Source organism: Butyrivibrio sp. WCD3002, from assembly GCF_000424265.1.
Taxonomy (GTDB): Bacteria; Bacillota; Clostridia; order Lachnospirales; family Lachnospiraceae; genus Butyrivibrio.
Map to the genome: position 1 here is coordinate 217730 of NZ_AUJO01000001.1, position 20996 is coordinate 238725.

Sequence of the window (20996 nt, forward strand, 5' to 3'; positions counted from 1 at the left end):
ATCTGGAGGTTCTATGGAACACATCGATAGAAAGTTTAGTAGTGATGATAAAAGAATATTTATAGTCACAGCCTTAATGATGGTAGCTATACATGGTTTTGCTTTTACAAATCTAATGTATTCGCATGATTCATTAAACACATTCTATACGTATTATGCAGCAAAAGTAGATCTTGGGAGGTGGTTATACCCACTTGTTCAAAATATCAGAGAAGTAGCAACGCCTTGGATGATGGGAGTATTTAGCGTAGTTTATGTATCACTGGCTGTAGTTTTTGTGGTTAGACTTCTAAGATTTGACAAATTAAAGGGAATCTGTGTCTCTGTTTTATTTGCTTCTAATATTACGCTAATAGCTCTTTTTTGCACTTATTCTTTCGATGCTGATGCAGATTGTCTGGCGTTATTATTATCATGTTTAGCTGCTTATTCATTTGACAGATATGAAGGAAAGAAAAAAATAATTTTGTCTATCTTATTTATTGTATGTACTTTGGCGTTATATCAGGCTTATATTTGTGTGACAATTGGCCTTTTTCTTTTTGTTATCATATATGAATCAAACGAAGCTAATGACAATCAGAGGATTTACAGAGTAGTTATGACCGGTGGAAAAGAGATCCTGATATTGATGGTTTCCTCGTTGATTTATGGTGTAGGAACAATTATTGCTGCAGGTATGTATAGTGTTAACTTTTCAAATGATTACAATGGACCGGGGAAACTTGCTACTTTAGGAATTAAAGATATGGTTTCTCTTTTTCCGAGAGCGTATGGCTCTTTTTTGAAAAGGCTATTACTAACAGAAAATCATGGCTCGTTTTCTTCTGTTTTTGCAACTGTTATATTATTATTGCTAATTGCTTTATATTTGCTATTGTATGCAAGGATTGTCAAAGGGAAAACAGGGGCGCTGGGTATAGTTATTGCATGTCTTTTTATTATGCCAGTGGCGTTAAATGTGATTTACGTTATTTCTTTTGGAGTGGTACATGAGCTCATGATATTTTCATATTGTATATTCCTTTTGACCCCACTTGTGTTTGACGAACTATTAAAAAAATATCATATTGTTTTTGGAAAAAATAAAAATTTAGAATTATCAAAAATACTATTTGTAGTTACTGTTGTTTGTCTTTCTATTATTGGCTTTAATAATACAGTATTTGCTAATGAAGTATATACTAATAAGAAACTTGTTTATGACAATACTCTTCTTCATGCTCAGAAAGTATGGGAGGATGTTAATTCTTTAGAGGAATATGTAGAAGGCGAGACTCCCGTAATTTTTTTGGGGGAGTTTAAAGAATCGAAAGCAGCATATAAAAACTCACTAATGACTAAATATAAAAAGGCATTATTAGGATCCGACAGTTCATCAATAACTTATGAAGATTGCATAATTTTATTTTATAAAGGAATCCTGGGTAGAAATATGGTTATAGAGCATTTTGATTCCCAAATAGATGATTTTGCACAAATTGATAATATGCCGTCTTATCCTTCAGAAGGTTATTGTAAATATTTCAGTGGGAAGGTAATTGTAAAAATGAGCGAGTTGGAGCATTAAAGTATACCATAAGATTGGAAATAAATAATATGAGTAAAGTTATAAGACAAGGCTTCGAATGGCTGATATGTCTGGCCATTGGATTTTTGATAATTAACTTGATATGTTTTGCATATGAAAGAGAACCGGCGTGGATGGATACTCCAAATGGTGCAACTCCATCTGTGAGAGAACCTTATTCAATACTAGTACATGGTTCTGAAGGATATTCCATTTCCAGAATTGATAAGAATGGATATACTAATCCGGATAAAGAACTGGCTGATAAGTATATCTTAATGTTGGGAGCGTCTCATGTTCAGGGAAAAGAGATAGCGCCGGAAAAAAAGTATTCGGTTTTAGTAAATGATTATCTTTATAAGGATGATTTACTTCATGTATATAATATTGCCTGTGATGGTAGCTTTTTGCCTGGGCAGATTAAGTATTTTAAATCTGCAGTTGAAGCATTCCCGAATTCTGAGGTCATATTTTTAGAAGTACATGATACAGATTATTCAATAGATGAAATAAAGTCAGCTATGGAGCAGATTAAATATGATTCTAATGATACAGCAGCTAAATTTGAGGATTTGTCTCTCAAGGGGAAGATTAAGTGCTTGGTTAAGAACAGTGTGCCAATTCTTTCAAGAATTAAGAAAAATATAGAAGCAATAAAGAATGCATCGTCATCGAAAACAGAATATCAGGTAGATATTGATGAGTATGAACAAGTTATTAATGAATCCATGGAGCTTATCAGATCTGAATTTGATAAACCGATAATTATGGTTTATCATCCGCGTACTGAACTGGAGAAGGATGGTTCAATGACTGTTAAATACAGTAAAACATGGGAGTCTTTTAGGAAGGCATGTGTGAATAACAATATTGATGTTATTGATTCCGGGGAGGATTTTGTCCTGCATTTTAATGAGACGAAAGAAGTACCCTATGGTTTTTCTAATACTACATTATGCAGTGGACATCTTAATGCGGTAGGTCATCAGATAATTGCTGATGAAATTATTGAATATCTGGAGGGAATAAACAATTGACCTTCTATTCCATACAGTTCATTTTATTCTTCATTGTTTTTTCGATTATTTTAAGCGTTACAAAGTCAGTGGAGCAACAGCGATATGTGTATCTGGCTGCTAATATAGCATTTTATGCTTATTGGGATTACAGATTCCTGTTTTTGCTTTTTGCAGTAATCTTAATTTGCTACGTGAGCACGTATTTATATTCAAGGAATGGGAACAAAGTACTAATATATTTCGCAGTGTTCATATGTTTAATAACGCTGGGAGTATTTAAGTATTTTAATTTTTTTACAAGTTCATTTACAAGGATGTTTGGCGTAAAAGACTATGTTTCTTTGAATATTATTTTGCCATTGGGGATTTCTTTTTATCTATTTCAAATGATGAGTTACCTGTTTGATGTGCTATATGGCAGAATTGAGATGGAAAGAGACTTTGTAAAAGTTGCTGCTTATATTTCTTTTTTTCCACAGATCACATCGGGACCAATAGTTAAAGCAAAAGACTTTTTACCACAGTTAAACACCTTACATAAGATAAAGAAAGAAAACGTTTATGAAGGACTGCAATTGTTCCTTATTGGACTGACCAAGAAAATTGTTTTTGCTGACAGAATAGGGTCTGCTGTAGATGCAGTATATGCTGCCCCTGCGGCTTATAATGGAATAAGTGTCCTATTTGCAGTAATTGGATATTCATTACAGATATATTGTGATTTTTCCGGCTATTCTAACATGGCAATAGGTATTGCTAAAATATGGGATTTTGATCTTGGGGATAATTTCAATGCTCCATACATCGCGAAGAATCCCTCGGATTTTTGGAGAAGGTGGCATATTTCTTTATCAACATGGTTTAGAGATTATGTATACATTCCATTAGGTGGAAATAGAAAAGGTAAGCTTAGAACATATTTTAACTTATTTATTACAATGGTCCTTAGTGGTTTATGGCATGGCGCCAATATTACCTTTATTGTATGGGGAGCAGTGCATGGCTTGGGATCGGCTTTTCATAAAGCATATAAGGATGCGATATTTGATAAAAAAGTTAAATCAGGTGAGCCAACAACTATATCCAAAATAATCAGTATTTTATGTACATTTGTATTTGTTTCGGCGGCATGGGTTCTGTTTAGAGCTGATAGTTTGCGTGATGCAGCAGATATTTATAGGAGTCTTTTTAATACCACAGGCGCGATGTATATAAATATTTATGTTGCAATTTATATTATCTTTTTTATAGCGATTCATTTTTATGAAATTAAGAAAAATAATGGGAGAGTACTTTCAATTAATCTTGATCTGGATAAGTTTAAGAGTAAGCTCATAATCGCATTTTGGGTTTGGGCTATTGTATTGTTTATGTATTGTGGAAATTCAGCTTTTATATATGCTCAGTTTTAATAAAGCTATCACCGGATCAATACACGCTAGCAAATGTTACTTGGGAGATTTAGTATGAAAAAATGTGGCAAATTATTACCATGGGGATTCTTGCTCGTTGCCATAATGACTTGTTTTAGTAAAGCTATATGGAGTGATGAAATATATAGCTTGGAATTAGCGAAACATTCATTGATTGATTTAATCCAGACAGATGCAATGGATGTTCATCCACCGCTATACTATATTATTTTGAGATTTTTCTTACTGATATTCGGAAGGACTATAGATCCCACATATCTGGGGAAGTTGTTTTCAATTATTCCATATCTTATTCTTATACTCATGGGGGTATTTTACATTAGGAAAAAGTATGGAAGCGAGACTGCTTTGTTCTTTAATCTATTTATAATTGGAATGCCACAAATGTTAACATACTCAACAGAAATTCGTATGTATGGTTGGGGAATGTTATTTGTTACGTGTGCCTTTTTTCAAATCCCTTATATTTTGAATAATGATAAAGCACCGGTTTTAAATTATCTGTTGCTTTCAGTGTTTTCTGCATTAGCGGCATATACACATTATTTTGCATGTGCGTCAGCTATCGTTATTTACCTTGAACTTTCAGTAATTTGCTTTATAAAAAAAGAACATAGGAAACTGGTAGGCGTAATTCTGTCTGGATTAGTGGTTGCCACATCATATATTCCGTGGTTATTTGTATTTTTCAGGCAGGTCTCAGCAGTAAGAGAGAGATATTGGATAGAACCGTTGTCTATAAAAGGTATTATTGGGTGTATTCTCTTTTTATTCTCCACAAACAAAGTTTTGGAAGTCCTGATTATTGTTCTTTTTACTATTGGCGCAATAGGAATTCTTTTATGCGAAAAACAGAATAGAATAATTGCATTTTGCGGATTGGGTGTTTGGATCGGAACCATTTTATTAGGCGTAATACTATCAATAGTCATAAGGCCAATATTTATTCCCAGGTATGTCTTAGGCGCAGCTGCCTGTATGTGGTTGTCTGTTTCAATAGGGCTTGCCGAGTATAAAAGAAATAAGAAAAGTAAAATATGCTCATGCGCTATTGTAGCTGCTTCGATAATATGCCTTGCCATATCGATGCAATATGTGAAGAACGAGATAGAAGAGAGGAATGAAATAGTCAGAACTCTTAATGATTTTGATGACCTGGTCGATGATAATACTGTTTTTTTAACAGATAATAAGAATACAGTTTGTGCATCCGGTCATTATTTCACTAATAACGAAAGCATACTTTTTTGCCCGCAGATTGATTTGGACGATCCTGACGGTAGACTAAGTGAAACAACTTTGAGGGTATATAGCTATTGCAAGCTGAATAAGATAAATAGTGCTGACGAGCTTAAACAGTACAGTGGTAAGAATATATTGGTTTTGGACAGAAATGGAACAATAAAATCCAGTTTAGAGGAAGCTGGCTATAAACTGGATTTTATTGGGCAATATTGGATTAACAGACGTAATGTTGATACCTATGTGATTCCCAAACTATAGTATAGTCTGAGAATTAAAACGTTACTTCACCATCATGTGCAAGTGCTGATACACCGGACACGTCATTTCCTTTTGACAATTCTTTTACCAGTGAAGAAACATCCTTTGTTGCAATTTCAACTGTCAATGTAAGGGCGGAATTTACTACACTCCGGGATTTGACTGTATAGTTCTTTGAATGTCCTTTTATAATATTCAAAATGGTGTCTTCTGAATCGATACTATTGGCATTCACTATCAGAATCATAGGTGCTTTTGCAATCGGGAGATGATTGAGAACAAGCACTACTATGGTGAGGATTATTGCAAGAATAATAGCATATTCTGCATAACCGGCACCACATATTATGCCGGTACTTATTGACCAAAACAGGAACATCAGATCAAGAGGATCTTTGATGGCGGTTCTGAATCTGACAATTGAAAGGGCACCTACCATACCAAGTGAAACAACAACGCTGGTTTGGATAGTTATGATTATTGCTGCTGTGATCAGAGATACGCCTACCAGACTTATGTTGAAATTCTTAGAGTAAAATGTTTTTCGGCACATGATTTTGTATACTATGAAAATATATGAAGCAATCATGGCTGTAACAAGTAAAACTAATACAACATTTTTGGCAGAAATGTCATTAGCTGTAAAGCCTTCCAAAAATGATTTTTTGATAACGTCTTTTATACTATACATTGAACACCTCTTTGATTATAAGTTTTGTTTTCTACACAGATAGTACTTGGAAAAAGCTGTTTGTGTAAAGTTGTTTAATTGCATTATTTCGTAAATATGATCCGGTAAAAATTCATCGAATTTTACTTCCAATAGTAATTTCCCTATTGGCATAATCGGACGAGTAGGATAGTTGCCATCCAAAAAGTGTTTCACATCTGATGAAGAAGATAAATCACTGTCGAATGTAATTCTGACATTACCTAAACTGAAGGAATATGGCGCCCTTATATAGTTAACAATTACTTTGGGAATCAGCTCACGACTATATTGGAGACTGATAAACCTTTTTAATAATTTTGGCATGCTGTTATTTGCGGGTGGTTTTCCGCCATTTATTATCAAGCGAACCTGATCTTCTGTTATCGGGCATGATGTCTTTAGCGTTTTTCCGTTTTCTTTTCTCTTACATTCCAACGAAATTCTGCTACAGTCATTATTATATAGCCTGATTCTGAATTTTTCCTTTGGATTTATGCCATTTTCGTTTTCATATAGACATGAATCGTAGTAGTCATCAAAATATAAACTCGAAACAAGGTAGTTACCTATGGAGCCTACATGAGCATCTAAAGGCATTACCACCTTTATCCGCTCTTTTAATACTGCGGCTTCGAGATCGGAGATAGGGTATTTGTATTCGTGTCTGTATTTGGGTTCTAATCTATCCATAATATCCTTTTGTATCTGCAATCGCTATTAGGGCCATAAAAGTTATTTCACAAAACTACTCGTTTTCAAGCCATGTTCTTTTGAGAAAATCAAGCCTTTTGGAAAGGTAGTTTGTTAAATAGTCGTAACTGTCAGAAGAATCTATATTCCATCTTAAATCATTGTTTCTTCTTGCCTCCTGTGTGCTTGATAAAAGCGTTTCTATATCAGTCTCTATCAGAGCTTCAAGCTGAGGAACAAAGCTATTTTCAAAGGTGTTTACCATCTCATTGTAGAAAATGGGATTAGTATATAAATCATGGTACCATAGAATTTTCTCGGACTTGGACCGGTATTCATTCATTGCATACATTATTTCCGGATTATTGGTTTCGAGGGTTTTGCCTATTATATTGTCATAGTCCCAAATCGGACCGGCATATACTTTACTGCCGGAATCCGGATCAGAAACGTAAAAATATGAACTTGCAAGTCCGGAATCATAGTTTTCAAAAACTTCATCTATTAAATATTTTTTAGTCCAGGAATCAAGATCTAATATATCGCCAATATCATTTCTTTCTGTTGTTACAGAATAATCTATCCTGCTGATTATTTTTTCTGCTGTTTCCTTTTCTTCATTGCGAATAACCTCAGGCAATCTTACATCGATTAACGACTGACTTAGTGGCGAAATAATGGGAAAATCTGCATCTTTTTTTCTGATTGGGAGTTCGGCGGTGAAAAGAAACAGATTATCACGCGAAATATCTGATCTTTCGTAAAAGGTTTCCGGTGACTGGCATAGCATATAAAGACCGTTGTAGTTTCCGTTTAAATACAAATCTACATATTTATATTCTGGAGTCAGGTCCATTCCGACATTTTTTGCTGTGTCTAATGCTATGGCATTTCTGATTCCGCTTCTATCATAAGGGTTTGACAACAATGCCCATTTAGAACTTGGAGCCATTCCAAGAATGGATGTGGGTTCGGAGAAGAGCAGTGCGAAGGGCTTTTTTTCGGCATTATCCCAGGTATAATTGCCTCGTCCGCTGATGCGAGAATTATTTTCTGAAAATACAGTGTTACCATTCTCATCTATAACCGTAATCTCTGCAGCTTCTCTATATTTTTTGGATTTTAGTATTGATTTCATTGAGCCGGTAGCAGTATTTATAAATATTGTTGAAACATTCTCGGATTTTAGCAGCTTTGTTTTTTGCCCTGATGTATTACCGGCAGAAAAATGCAAATCTTCAACATCAGCATATGAAGGTAAAAAGTAGTAATAGTTATCGTCTGCTTCATTATGCCATGGAGATATTGTGATATTATCAGAAAGAATGAGATTGGTAGTTTGATCCTGCGTTTCTGTGCTTTCGAAGGTCGAAACAAAAAGCGCAATTGATAATAAGACAGATGTAAGAAAAATAATGACGATTGCTTTCCTCTTTTTATACAATGTCTCAGTGACCTCCACAGAAACTAATATATATGGTATCCTTATTGTACCATTTTTATTGCGTGATGTCGGGAAATTATAAAATTTCTATAAACAAATGTGCTATTAGTTATTATTTTAAAATTTGTATTGACTCCAATGAAATATGTGATATAATTTGTAATGTTATGTGGGCAAAAGCCTAAAAAGACATAGCAAATAACCCTGAACCCCGTTAAGGAAGGGTCTGAAGGGAGGGTAAGAGTAGAGATGTCAACAGTAATAGTTAAAGAAAACGAGACTTTAGACAGCGCACTTCGTCGCTTTAAGAGAAGCTGTGCAAAGGCTGGTATCCAGCAGGAGATTCGTAAAAGAGAACATTACGAGAAGCCAAGCGTAAAGCGTAAGAAGAAGTCTGAAGCAGCAAGAAAACGTAAATATAATTAATCAAAATAAAAGTCCTTGGTTATTATAATCAAGGACTTTTTTATCGGATTCTTATGACAATAAAAATAATACTGATTTTGCTTGCGGTGATAATTATCGCCTGTATAGCAGTGATCTACCACGATATGACGCATTTCGTGGTAAGAGAATACGAGATTCATTCTGATAAGATTGCAAAGGATGCTGTTTTCTGCCTGCTTTCCGATCTTCATGAAAAGGACTACGGCGACGGAAACAGTAAACTTGTAGAAGCGATAAATGAAATTAATCCAGATATCGTGCTTATGTCAGGAGATATGATAACCGGTCATAATAAGCACCACAGCCTTAATGCCGGACCGGCTCTGAAACTTATCAGTAAGATTATAGATAAATATCCTGTTTACGCAGCTAATGGTAATCATGAATATAAGACCAGTATCCTTGAGGGACGAGGCAGCGAGCTCTATCGGGAATATGATAAGGCACTGACGGATCTTGGAGTTAATATGCTCCATAATATCGGGACTTATCTTGAAGAATTCAATATGGAAATCCACGGCCTTGAGACCAGCTATGAATACTACAGAAAATTCTTTAAGGCTAAAATGGATCCTTCATATATAATAGATTTCTTTGGTGTGCCATGTAGTGAGAGATTCCAACTTTTGATTGCCCACAATCCCGTTTATTTTGAAGAATATTGCGAATGGGGTGCGGATCTTACGGTTTCCGGACATGTGCATGGAGGAATAGCAAGAGTTCCTTTGCTTGGCGGCGTTTTATCACCGGCGCTGATGCTTTTTCCCAAGTATGATGGCGGTTTGTTCAAAAATGGCGATAAGTACATGGTTTTAAGCAGGGGCCTGGGTATGCATACAGTTCCCATAAGATTCAATAATCCCGGAGAACTTTGCGTAATAAGGGTTTATTCTGATAAAAAGAAGTAAAAACGCGTAGTTGTGCTTATGCATTACGTTTGAATACGATTTTTGTGAGGAAAATATGGCACTGGAAGTAAAGCTGCAGGCCTTTGAAGGACCACTGGACCTGCTGCTTCATCTAATAGATAAAAACAAAATAGACATCTATGATATACCGATAGCGGTTATCACAGAGCAGTACATGGAATACATCAGAGCCATGCAGAAGGACGACATGGAGGTTACCAGTGAGTTCCTTGTTATGGCAGCAACTCTTGTGGACATTAAATGTAAGATGCTATTGCCCAAAGAGGTCAATGAAGAGGGCGAAGAAGAGGATCCCAGAGCTGAACTTGTTGAGAAGCTCCTTGAATACAAGATGTACAAGTTCATGGCGGATGAGCTCAGGGAGAGACAGATGGATGCTGACACCCATCTTTACAGGAAAAGAAACATTCCTGATGAAGTTATGTCCTATGAGGAACCCCTTGATTATGAGCAGCTTATTGGTGATGCAAACCTTGCCAAGCTCAACAGTATCTTCCAGGCTCTCCTTAAGAGACAGGAGGATAAGGTCGATCCCATCAGAAGTAAATTCGGTAAGATTGAGAAGGAAGCTGTGGATATTGACCAGAAGACTGAATATGTTAAGAATTTCATCAGAGAGCACAACAGATTCAGCTTTAGAGCACTTCTTGAAAAGCAGCACAGTAAGGTTGAGATAATAGTTACCTTCATGGTTATACTTGAAGCCATGAAAACAGGGGAACTTACAATAGAACAGGAAGAGACCTTTGGCGAGATAATGATATCGTCAAATGTATATGGCTAACCGCCAAATTTATCTGAGGGAGTAAGTTATGACAAAAGAACAGGGAGCTGCTGCGATTGAGGCAATCCTTTTTACAATGGGTGATTCCGTCAGCGTTTCAGCGTTGTGTAATGCCACTGACCAGGATCTGTCCGATGTCAGAGAGCAGATAAAATATCTTAAAGAAAAATACGACAGGGAAGAAAGCGGAATTGGGCTTATAGAGCTTGAGGATTCTTTTCAGCTTTGCACAAAAAGCGAGATGTACGAATATCTTATAAAGGTTGCAAAGACACCTAAGAAGGTTGTGCTCACTGATGCTCTTATGGAGACTCTTTCAATAATAGCTTACAAGCAGCCCATCACCCGTCTTGATGTTGAGAGGATAAGAGGCGTTAACAGCGATCATGCTGTGAATCGTCTTGTGGAGTTTAATCTTGTTCAGGAACTTGGACGTCTTGATGCACCGGGAAGACCGCTGCTTTTTGGCACAACAGAGCAGTTTTTGAGGAGCTTTGGTGTTAAATCTCTTGATGAACTTCCTACCCTTGATGCGGTTCGCGTGGAGGAGTTTAAACAGGAAGCTGAGCAGGAGATAAGTGTAAAGCTTGATATCTGACAAAAAAGTAACAAAAATCTGTGAAATTAGCATAAAATCGGGATTTGGAGTATTCTCCAAGTCCTTTTTTTATGCTATACTATATTCTGACGTGTTTTTGATTTACGTTAAGTTATTTAAATATATTACGGAGGTGAAGAAATGAGTAGTTCTTCTCAGGCAAGCCAGAGAATAGTATCTCTGCTTGATGAAAACAGTTTCGTTGAGATTGGTGCTCTTGTAAAAGCAAGAAACACTGATTTCAATCTGAAGCAGTCAGAGACACCCTCAGATGGTGTAGTTACCGGCTATGGTCTTGTAGACGGTAAGCTCGTCTATGTTTACGCACAGGACGCATCAGTTCTCGGTGGATCTGTTGGTGAGATGCATGCAAAGAAAATTGCTGGTCTCTACGATTTAGCTCTTAAGATGGGAGCACCTGTAATCGGTCTTATCGATTCAGCCGGACTTCGTCTTCAGGAGGCAACAGATGCGCTGAACGCATTCGGTGAGATCTACCGTAAACAGATCGATGCATCAGGTGTGGTTCCGCAGATCACAGCCGTTCTTGGTTCATGTGGCGGCGGCCTTGCTCTTTTCCCTGAAGTAACAGACTTTACATTCATGGAAGAGAAAAAAGCAAAGCTGTTTGTGAATTCACCAAATAGCATTCCCGGCAACAGCAAGGAAAAATGCGATACTTCTTCTGCTAAGTGGCAGAGCGAAGAGGTTGGTAGTGTTGATGTAACAGGTGATGAGGAGACAATTTTCGCTCAGATCCGCGAACTCGTTTCACTCCTTCCTTCCAATAATGAAGATAATGATTCAATTGATGAGTGTGCAGATGATCTTAACCGCGCATGCGAGAACCTTGATGGTTCAGTAGAAGATCCTGCTCTTATCTTTAGCCAGATCGCTGACAATGGTGTATTCTTCGAGACAAAGCGAGAGTATGCCAAGGATATGGTTACAGGCTTCATCAAGCTTGGCGGCGCTACTGTAGGTGTATTTGCTAACAGAAGTGTTGTTTATGATGAAAAGGGCGAAGCTGCTCAGAAGTTTGACGGATCTCTTACAGCTCATGCATGTGGCAAGGCTGCAGATCTTGTTAATTTCTGTGATGCTTTTGATATCCCTGTACTTTCATTCACAAACGTAGCAGGCTTTGGCGCTACAAAGTGTGATGAGAGACATGTTGCAAAGAATGCAGGTAAGCTGGTTGCAGCTCTTGCAAATGCTACAGTACCGAAGGTTAATGTTATCACAGGTAAGGCTTTTGGCAGTGCTTATGTGATCATGAACTCCAAGGCTGTTGGTGCAGACATGACTTTCTGCTGGGAAGATGCAGAGATCGGTACTATGGATGCTTCACTTGCTGCTAAGATTATCGCTGATGGTAAGGATGCAGCTACTGTTGCTGATACAGCAGCAGCTTATGAGAAGCTTCAGAACAATGCTGAGAGTGCAGCAGCAAGAGGATATGTTGATACAATCATCAATGCTGCTGATACAAGAAAGTATGTTATCGGAGCATTTGACATGCTTTACAGTAAGCGCGATGAGCGTCCTGCTAAGAAGCATACGACAGTATAAGGAGGTAGCGAATCTTGAAGCATAAGATATTTGCTTTAGGTGTAACGCTGATCTGCATACTTGGCCTTACAGCATGTGGCGAGACTGTTCAGAAAAATACGGTAGCCGGCAGTAGATATGACGCAGAGACATTTTCAATGGATACTCTGTCAAGTATCGCCAGCACCATAGAGGATGGATGGTTTGAGTCATGGTATCTGGATGGTGTAACACCTGATAATTTTGAAGACAGAATGTTTGATGATATAACCAGCATGTTTGATGAAGAGACTTACGACATCATCAAAGCAGGTTATAGAAACTGGTTCGATGCGGTTGATGAACTCGGTTATGGCGACAAGGGAAGTCTTGCCGGCGACATCAGCGTAAAGAGCACAGAGTTTTATGTAAACAAGGAAGGACGCCTTTTTGTAGATTCTATCGTAGAGGGTTCAGGTCCTAATGCTCACACAGCAATCCTTGAGTACAGCCTTGACAGAAATATGAATCCTACACTTATTTCTGTTAATGTAAATCATTCACTTGGCGAGAAGCTTAAGAGTGCAGGACTTAATACACTTCTTGGAATGGGAATGGCTTTTACTGTTCTTATTATAATTGCAATAGTTATTTCCTTATTCCCTCTTATCGGCAAGATCGGTGAGAAGAAGCCTGAGACTGATAAAGAGATTACTCAGAAGTCAATGGAAAATGTTACTGCTCAGATAGCTGATAAGGAAGAAGAGCTTTCTGACGATTCAGAACTCGTAGCAGTTATCGCAGCAGCAATCGCTGCTTATGAAGGCAGCGGATTAGCGGATGGATATGTTGTAAGATCTATTCGTAAGAGACCCAATGGAAATTGGAAAAAAGCATAAGGATTTAGCTAATTTTAGGAGGATATAAATAATGAAAAACTATACAATTACCGTTAACGGAAACGTATATGACGTAACAGTAGAAGAAGGCGCAGGCGGAGCAGCTCCCGCAGCAGCACCCAGAGCAGCAGCTCCTGCTCCTAAGGCTCCCGCAGCTCCCGCTAAGAAGGCATCTGCAGGTGCAGGCGGCGTTAAGGTAACAGCCGGTGCAGCAGGTAAGGTTCTTAAGATTGATGCAAGTGTTGGTCAGGCAGTTAAGAAGGGCGACACAGTTATCACTATGGAATCCATGAAGATGGAGATTCCTATGGTTGCTCCTCAGGATGGAACAATCGCAAGTATAGATGTTGCAGTTGGCGATCAGGTTGAAGCCGGTGGCGTTCTCGCAACAATGAACTAAGAAAAAGGAGACTAAACGGAGGTCGTTAAATGGATTACATTGCTAACACATTATCGAATCTCTGGCAACAGACAGCGTTTACAACTATGACACCCGGCAACTACATAATGGTTGTTGTAGCGCTTATATTCATGTATCTTGCTATTGCCAAAGGATTCGAGCCGCTTCTTTTGGTGCCTATTTCTTTCGGTATGTTACTTGTTAATATCTATCCTGATATTATGGTTTCAATCGAGAATTCATCAAATGGCGTAGGCGGTCTTTTGTATTATTTCTACTTACTTGATGAGTGGGCTATAATGCCTTCACTTATCTTCATGGGTGTAGGTGCAATGACGGACTTTGGTCCCCTTATTGCGAACCCGAAGAGCTTCCTGATGGGAGCAGCAGCACAGTTTGGTATCTTCTCAGCTTACTTCATGGCTATTGCTATGGGCTTCAATGACCAGCAGGCTGCGGCAATCTCCATCATCGGTGGAGCAGATGGACCGACATCCATCTTCCTTGCAACAAAGCTTAATCAGACCACTATTCTTGGACCTATCGCGGTTGCTGCTTATTCGTACATGTCACTTGTACCGATTATCCAGCCCCCGATCATGAAGCTTCTTACAACGGATAAAGAGAGAAAAATCCGTATGCAGCAGCTTCGTCCTGTATCCAAGCTTGAGAAGATCCTCTTCCCGATAGTTGTCACTATCGTTGTAAGTATGATCCTTCCTACAACAGCTCCTCTTATCGGTATGCTTATGCTTGGTAACCTCTTCAGAGAGAGTGGTGTTGTTCGTCAGCTTCAGGAGACAGCATCTAACGCACTTATGTATATCGTAGTTATCATGCTCGGTACATCTGTAGGTGCTACAACAAGTGCTGAGGCATTCCTTAACATCACAACAATCAAGATCGTTGTTCTCGGTCTTATTGCCTTTGTTATCGGAACTGCGGCAGGATGTCTGTTTGGTAAGCTTATGTGCGTTATCACAGGCGGAAAGGTTAATCCTCTTATCGGATCAGCCGGAGTATCCGCAGTACCTATGGCAGCCAGAGTTTCACAGAAAGTCGGTGCTGAGTATGATCCCAGTAACTTCCTTCTGATGCATGCTATGGGTCCTAACGTTGCAGGTGTAGTTGGTACTGCAGTCGTTGCAGGAACATTTATGGCTGTATTTGGAGTATTCTAATTAAGCCTCTGCCTTCTCCCATGGGAGAAGGTGTCAGCGTAGCTGACGGATGAGGGTAAAAAAGTAAAAAAAGGAGAACTATTATGGCAAAGCCAGTTAAGATTACAGAGACAGTTCTGCGTGATGCACATCAGTCACTTATTGCCACCAGAATGCCTACAGAAAAAATGCTTCCCATTATCCCTACAATGGATAAAATTGGCTACAACTCAGTTGAGTGCTGGGGAGGCGCAACATTCGATGCTTCCATGAGATTCCTTAAAGAAGATCCGTGGGAGAGACTTCGTAAACTCAGAGATGGTTTCAAGAATACAAAGCTTCAGATGCTCCTTCGCGGTCAGAATATTCTTGGATACAAGCACTATCCTGATGATGTAGTTGAGTACTTCGTTCAGAAGTCAATTGCAAATGGTATTGATATCATTCGTATTTTCGACTGCCTGAATGACCTTAGAAACCTTGAGACATCTGTAAAGGCTACCAAGAAAGAGGGTGGACATGCTCAGATCGCTCTTGCATACACACTTGGTGATGCATATACAGAAGAGTACTGGATGAACATTGCTAAGGATATCGAGGCAATGGGCGCTGATTCCATCTGTATCAAGGATATGGCAGGACTTCTTCTTCCTTACGAGGCAGAGAAGCTTGTTAAGGCTCTTAAGAGTGCTACATCACTTCCTATCGATCTTCATACACACTATACCTCAGGTGTTGCCAGCATGACATACATGAAGGCTGCTGAGGCAGGTGTTGATATCATCGACTGTGCTATTTCACCTTTCGCTCTTGGTACTTCACAGCCTGCTACAGAGGTTATGGTTGAAGCCTTCAAGGGACAGGAATTCGATACAGGTCTTGACCAGAAGCTTCTTGCTGAGGTTGCTGATTACTTCAGACCTTACAGAGAAGAGTGCCTTGCCAGCGGACTTATGGATGCTAAGGTTCTTGGCGTTAACATCAAGACTCTTATGTATCAGGTTCCCGGCGGTATGCTTTCCAACATGGTTAGCCAGCTGAAGGAGCAGAATGCAAGCGATAAGTACAATACAGTGCTTGAGGAGATCCCTCAGGTTCGTAAGGACTTTGGTGAGCCTCCGCTTGTTACACCTTCTTCACAGATCGTTGGTACTCAGGCTGTTATGAACGTACTTATGGGTGAGAGATATAAGGTTGCTACCGACCAGACTAAGGACCTCCTTGCTGGTGAGTATGGTAAGACAATCAAACCTTTCAATCCTGAAGTTCAGAAGAAGATCATCGGAGACAGAGAAGTTATTACCTGCAGACCTGCAGATAAGCTGGCGCCCGGACTTCCTAAGTTTGAGGAAGAGGTTAAGCCTTGGAAGCAGCAGGATGAGGATGTACTTTCCTATGCATTGTTCCCTCAGGTTGCTACAGATTTCTTCAAATATCGTATGGCACAGCAGGAGAAAGTGGATATGTCAGAAGCTGACACAAAGAACGGCGCATATCCCGCATGAGCTGAGTCTCATTAAATATCGTTAAATTAAAAGGAGCTGAAAAATGAGAAATCATTTTTCAGCTCCTTTTAAATGCTTTAAATAAATTGGTATGGAAAAAGCGAACAGTCTTTATTATCTTACCTTAACACCTTTTGATGCCTGATTTTTTATTCTGTTTATGACTGATACCTTATTCTTGCCCTTAACTCCCTGTACTTTTATGTTGGCTTTTTTTGCACTTACTTTGAATGCATTCTTTCCTACTTTGAGTGAACCATTGCGATTTGTCTTAACTGTAATCTTCTTGTATTTGGAACCAAATAGTGCACCTTTTCCAATGCTTTTAACGTTTTTGCCTATTGTCAGTTCTTTTCCGCTGGCATTCTTAAGAGCTTCATCAGTTATGGATGTAACAGAATATGTCTTACCATTTATGCTTGTGATCGTATCCAAAACTTTTACGTATTTTGAATGCTTATCTGATGTTGATCCCACATATGATGCTTCAAGTCCGGATTCAACATTGCTGCTGATTACGTAGCCTGTAGGGTTGCCATTTGCATCTATTATAACTGAACCTACATTCTCATCCTGTAAGGAAGTGATATCAGCCTGATCGTTTGAATTATCGGAAGATGTATCCTGAGGGAGTGCATTATCATTATTATTCGCATCCTCTTCATTTGTAGTAGTAGAAGATTCATCCGGGATTAAAGCCGGTATTACTTCAGTATTTGTTGCAGTTGAATCCTCCGGAACTAAATCAGGTACCAGTTCACTATTAGAAGATGTATCTTCCGGGACCTGATAACTTATTTCTTCAATGCTTGAGGCAGGTGGCTCTTCATTTGGAATAGAAGCTCCTTCTGTTGCTTTGTCAGAGATTTCCTCTTTGTTTGATTCATCATTTTTACTTAAGTCTGAAGCATTTGTTTCTTCAATATCCTGGTCATTCTTTTCGTCTTTATTTGATTCATTATTCTCATCAGAATCGGAGTTGTCAGCATCTTCAGTATCGTCCTGAGAATCTGAGAATACAGATCTCTTGCCGATGCTTTCCATTTCCCAATCGCCGTCTAATACCAGTTCTTCTCCAACCTTTATCGTGATTTCTTCATCACCAAGAACTACGATTAAGTCAGTGCTTCTTGAATTGTTTTTGATTTTAACACCGCTCTTTAAGGTATCGCCGGATATAAGAGCAGTACTGAAGGAAGGTTCTTCGCCTCCTACAAGTTCAATTACTCCGTCTGAAATTACTGCTGCATTTGCTGTTATTGGTGAATAAGAAAAGAATAATGTATATATAAAAATAGATATTATGGAATATAATATGTTCTTTTTTGAAATCATATTTCAATACCTCCATGACAAATCTGTAATTAAATATTATCATTAAAAATTTGAATTTTCTATATAAATATAATAAAAATCATAAATTAAATATAAAATGCCATTATAGACATAAAATACAACCCGGTACAAAATTAGTTTATCGCAACAAAATAACCATTTTAACGTTAATTGTAGTATAATGACTATATATGTTTTTCTAGGTAGGGGTAACTGACTTAAAGCATAAGAAAACGCTATTAAAAACGGAGCACTTATGGCTGAGTTTAATAAGAAACAAAAAATTAATGCTGTGCCGGGATCATGGCACGCAGATATGCGAAGATCAGAGGAGAACAGACAGCTCCTCGCTGTTGATATCATCAATGGTTTTCGCGTGCGTCCCGGTTTATATGGTATGAACGGCGCTACAGTTCTTCCGGATGGTGTCAATTTCACTGTTTATTCTAATGGAGCCACCAAGGTTACTTTGCTTCTGTTCCACAGAGGAGAGGACAGACCCTATGCTTCCATTACTTTCCCTGAGGAATATAGAATCGGTAAAGTAAGGTCAATGATCGTATTCGGTCTTGAGATAGAGAATCTTGAGTACGGATATCGTGTAGACGGACCCTGGGATGAGAAAAAGGGACTCCTTTTTGATTATAACCATGTCCTTCTTGATCCCTATGCAAAAGCAGTAGTAGGCCAGAGAATTTGGGGACAGGCCACGAAATTTGAAGGAGCCTACCATGCAAGGGTTGTAAAAAACGATTTCGATTGGGGAGATGCGTCATGGCTAAAGACTCCCATGAGCGATTCCATCATATATGAGATGCATGTTCGCGGTTTTACCAAGGATGAATCCTCCGGGGTTAAATGCCGTGGTACCTTTGCGGGTGTAATGGAGAAGGTTGATTACCTGAAAAGACTTGGGGTAACAGCTGTTGAGCTTATGCCCATATTTGAGTTTGACGAGACCAGAGATATGAGAACCGTTAACGGAAGGACAGTTCTTGATTACTGGGGATACAATACCGTCAGCTTTTTTGCGCCAAATACAAGCTATGCTTATAACACTGAATACAACAAAGAAGGTTTTGAGCTTAAGGAGATGATCAAGCTTCTTAAGGAAAACGGAATAGAAGTTATTTTGGACGTAGTATTTAACCATACTGCGGAGGGAAATGAGAACGGACCTTTCATATCTTTTAAGGGATTTGATAATAACATTTATTACATGCTGACACCGGACGGAGATTACTACAATTTCAGCGGATGCGGTAATACGCTTAACTGTAATCATCCCATTGTTCAGCAGATGATCGTGGACTGCCTCCATTATTGGGTAGAGGAATATAAAATTGATGGTTTCAGATTCGACCTTGCAAGTATTCTTGGTCGTGATCTTAACGGCGCGCCCATGGAGCAGCCGCCGCTTCTTCACAGACTTGCCTTTGACCCTCTTCTTGGCGATGTAAAGCTTATAGCGGAGGCATGGGATGCCGGCGGAATGTATCAGGTAGGATCCTTCCCTTCCTGGGGCAGATGGGCAGAGTGGAACGGTAAATACAGAGACAGCATAAGATCCTTTGTTAAGGGAGATTACTGGGCTGCACCTGATGCTGTAAGACGTATTACCGGTTCCATGGATATGTATGGCTACAACTATGCAGGCTATGATTCCTCAATAAATTTCATAACCTGTCATGACGGATTCACCCTCTATGACATGTTCGCTTACAATGAAAAGCACAATGAGGCAAATGGCTGGAACAATACAGACGGTGCCAATGACAACAGAAGCTGGAACTGCGGTGCAGAAGGTGAGACTGATAACGAAGAAATCAATAATCTCAGATTTAAAATGATGAGAAATGCCATCTCTGTTCTTATGTGCAGCCGCGGAACACCCATGATCCTTCAGGGTGATGAGTTTGCGAATACTCAGTTTGGAAATAATAATGCCTACTGTCAGGATAATGAGATTTCCTGGCTAAATTGGGATTTACTTACCAAGAACAAGGCATTCTTTGATTTTTACAGGGATATGATACAGTTCAGAAGAAAGCATCCGGCAATAAGAAAGGACTTAAAGCCGGCAGTAAGCGGACTTCCGCATATCTCTGTTTTCACGGATAATCCTTTCAATACGGATATTAATGACAATACGAAGATAATTACCGTCATGTATGCCGGATTTGTAAGGAAAAAGGGCCATGATGACATTGTAATAATGTCGGTTAACTCCTATTGGGAGGATATTCAGATTACCCTTCCCACACCGCCGGAAGGTGCTTACTGGACACTTGTTGTGGATACAGCCGCAGAAGATCGCCATTATTTCAATAACAGACCTAAGCCCTTGTCAGTTCCCAACTGGAGAATGAAGGCCAGAAGCGTCAGCGTATTTATCGCAGCTTATGGAGTAGAGTATGGCAGATGATATTGTAAACAACAGACCAACGGACGAAGATCTGACCGTAGATGGATATACCTTTTTATCTGTGCAGGATGCTGAAAAGGCAAAGCTTGATAAAAAGAAGATAGAAATTCTTGGTCAGAAGGTTAAATCTGCAAAGGTTTCTGATATGGAGGCTGTCTACGAGAAGGCTATTTCCAACAAGATCTTTGCGACGCCTGTTGGCTGGGAGTACCTTGCAAAGCTTCGCGGAAAGCTTTTAGCAGAGGGAGTTCCGGAGGATGAGCTTACTCCGATTCCTGTTGAGGTTAAGATCACAAATGTTCAGCTTCCTGATGAATATCATCCGGAGCGATATTTTACGCCTCCGAAAAAGAAGCAGCCAATGGATAAAAAGCTGGCAATGGCTCTGCTGATTGCGATGAATATTGTACTGGTTGCGCTGGTTGTTACTATGTTTGTAATTGCGGCCATGTCAGAGACGGACAATATCATCAATTATAAGCAGAATGTAACCAATAGATTTGCGGAGTGGGAGCAGTCTCTTAAGGAAAGAGAGAAGGCTGTCAGAATAAAGGAACGGGATCTGAACATACAGGATGATACCGAATATGGTTCAGAGATAGATGGAGACTAA

General features: G+C 38.9%; 19 protein-coding genes. 15 read left to right on the top strand and 4 right to left on the bottom strand.

The window, feature by feature from the left end:
* Positions 1–13: 13 nt before the first annotated feature.
* The 4 genes from G608_RS0100875 to G608_RS0100890 all read left to right on the top strand — a co-directional run bounded on the left by G608_RS0100875 (position 14) and on the right by G608_RS0100890 (position 5525).
* The gene (locus G608_RS0100875; RefSeq protein ID WP_026494408.1) at positions 14–1570 is read left to right on the top strand and encodes a glucosyltransferase domain-containing protein; all 1557 of its coding nucleotides are present in this window, start codon (positions 14–16) and stop codon (positions 1568–1570) included.
* A gap of 29 nt (positions 1571–1599) precedes the next feature.
* Positions 1600–2607: a hypothetical protein gene (locus G608_RS0100880; RefSeq protein WP_155833192.1), complete on the top strand. Its 1008-nt coding sequence runs from the start codon at positions 1600–1602 to the stop codon at positions 2605–2607.
* A gap of 296 nt (positions 2608–2903) precedes the next feature.
* Complete coding sequence (locus G608_RS0100885; protein WP_155833193.1) at positions 2904–4001, top strand: MBOAT family O-acyltransferase; 1098 nt, start codon at positions 2904–2906, stop codon at positions 3999–4001.
* Positions 4002–4055: 54 nt separating this feature from the next.
* On the top strand, positions 4056–5525 hold the full coding sequence (locus G608_RS0100890; protein WP_026494411.1) for a glycosyltransferase family 39 protein: 1470 nt from the start codon (positions 4056–4058) through the stop codon (positions 5523–5525).
* Positions 5526–5538: 13 nt separating this feature from the next.
* Here G608_RS0100890 and G608_RS0100895 read toward each other — a convergent pair whose 3' ends face one another.
* Genes G608_RS0100895 through G608_RS0100905 form a run of 3 tightly spaced genes read right to left on the bottom strand, consistent with a single transcriptional unit; the run spans position 5539 to position 8371 of the window.
* A complete protein-coding gene (locus G608_RS0100895; RefSeq protein ID WP_026494412.1) occupies positions 5539–6216 on the bottom strand; it encodes a DUF4956 domain-containing protein in 678 nt (225 codons plus the stop codon).
* Positions 6217–6231: 15 nt separating this feature from the next.
* Complete coding sequence (locus tag G608_RS0100900; protein WP_026494413.1) at positions 6232–6927, bottom strand: polyphosphate polymerase domain-containing protein; 696 nt, start codon at positions 6925–6927, stop codon at positions 6232–6234.
* Between the two features lie 55 nt (positions 6928–6982).
* Positions 6983–8371 carry a CotH kinase family protein gene (locus tag G608_RS0100905; RefSeq protein WP_026494414.1) on the bottom strand — a complete coding sequence of 463 codons (1389 nt, stop codon included), beginning with the start codon at positions 8369–8371 and terminating at the stop codon, positions 6983–6985.
* Between the two features lie 249 nt (positions 8372–8620).
* Here G608_RS0100905 and rpsU point away from each other — a divergent pair, with 249 nt between their 5' ends.
* The 9 genes from rpsU to G608_RS0100955 all read left to right on the top strand — a co-directional run bounded on the left by rpsU (position 8621) and on the right by G608_RS0100955 (position 16623).
* Positions 8621–8797: a 30S ribosomal protein S21 gene (rpsU, locus tag G608_RS0100910; protein WP_022755619.1), complete on the top strand. Its 177-nt coding sequence runs from the start codon at positions 8621–8623 to the stop codon at positions 8795–8797.
* Positions 8798–8850: 53 nt separating this feature from the next.
* Complete coding sequence (locus G608_RS0100915; protein ID WP_051208670.1) at positions 8851–9726, top strand: metallophosphoesterase; 876 nt, start codon at positions 8851–8853, stop codon at positions 9724–9726.
* 55 nt (positions 9727–9781) lie between these two features.
* Complete coding sequence (locus tag G608_RS0100920; RefSeq protein ID WP_026494416.1) at positions 9782–10531, top strand: segregation and condensation protein A; 750 nt, start codon at positions 9782–9784, stop codon at positions 10529–10531.
* 28 nt (positions 10532–10559) lie between these two features.
* Positions 10560–11129, top strand: coding sequence for an SMC-Scp complex subunit ScpB (gene scpB / locus G608_RS0100925; protein WP_026494417.1), 570 nt, complete (start codon positions 10560–10562; stop codon positions 11127–11129).
* A 141-nt stretch (positions 11130–11270) separates the two neighbouring features.
* Complete coding sequence (locus G608_RS0100935) at positions 11271–12701, top strand: acyl-CoA carboxylase subunit beta (RefSeq protein WP_026494418.1); 1431 nt, start codon at positions 11271–11273, stop codon at positions 12699–12701.
* 14 nt (positions 12702–12715) lie between these two features.
* Positions 12716–13558 (top strand): OadG family protein, encoded by an 843-nt coding sequence (locus tag G608_RS22070; RefSeq protein WP_051208672.1) that lies wholly within the window; start codon positions 12716–12718, stop codon positions 13556–13558.
* 31 nt (positions 13559–13589) lie between these two features.
* A complete protein-coding gene (locus G608_RS0100945) occupies positions 13590–13958 on the top strand; it encodes a biotin/lipoyl-containing protein (protein WP_026494419.1) in 369 nt (122 codons plus the stop codon).
* A gap of 29 nt (positions 13959–13987) precedes the next feature.
* Positions 13988–15139, top strand: a complete 1152-nt coding sequence (locus tag G608_RS0100950) for a sodium ion-translocating decarboxylase subunit beta (RefSeq protein WP_026494420.1) — start codon at positions 13988–13990, stop codon at positions 15137–15139.
* Positions 15140–15222: 83 nt separating this feature from the next.
* Positions 15223–16623 (top strand): oxaloacetate decarboxylase subunit alpha, encoded by a 1401-nt coding sequence (locus tag G608_RS0100955; RefSeq protein WP_026494421.1) that lies wholly within the window; start codon positions 15223–15225, stop codon positions 16621–16623.
* A gap of 114 nt (positions 16624–16737) precedes the next feature.
* On the opposite strand, the gene G608_RS0100960 is transcribed toward G608_RS0100955, so the two are convergent.
* Entirely contained in the window at positions 16738–17958 is a 1221-nt protein-coding gene (locus G608_RS0100960; protein WP_026494422.1) for a hypothetical protein, read from the bottom strand.
* Positions 17959–18274: 316 nt separating this feature from the next.
* On the opposite strand from G608_RS0100960, the gene glgX reads away from it, so the two are divergent.
* Both glgX and G608_RS0100970 read left to right on the top strand, forming a co-directional pair.
* On the top strand, positions 18275–20383 hold the full coding sequence (gene glgX / locus G608_RS19455; protein ID WP_035794414.1) for a glycogen debranching protein GlgX: 2109 nt from the start codon (positions 18275–18277) through the stop codon (positions 20381–20383).
* Positions 20373–20996, top strand: a complete 624-nt coding sequence (locus G608_RS0100970; RefSeq protein WP_026494423.1) for a hypothetical protein — start codon at positions 20373–20375, stop codon at positions 20994–20996. Before glgX ends, G608_RS0100970 begins: the two co-directional genes overlap by 11 nt.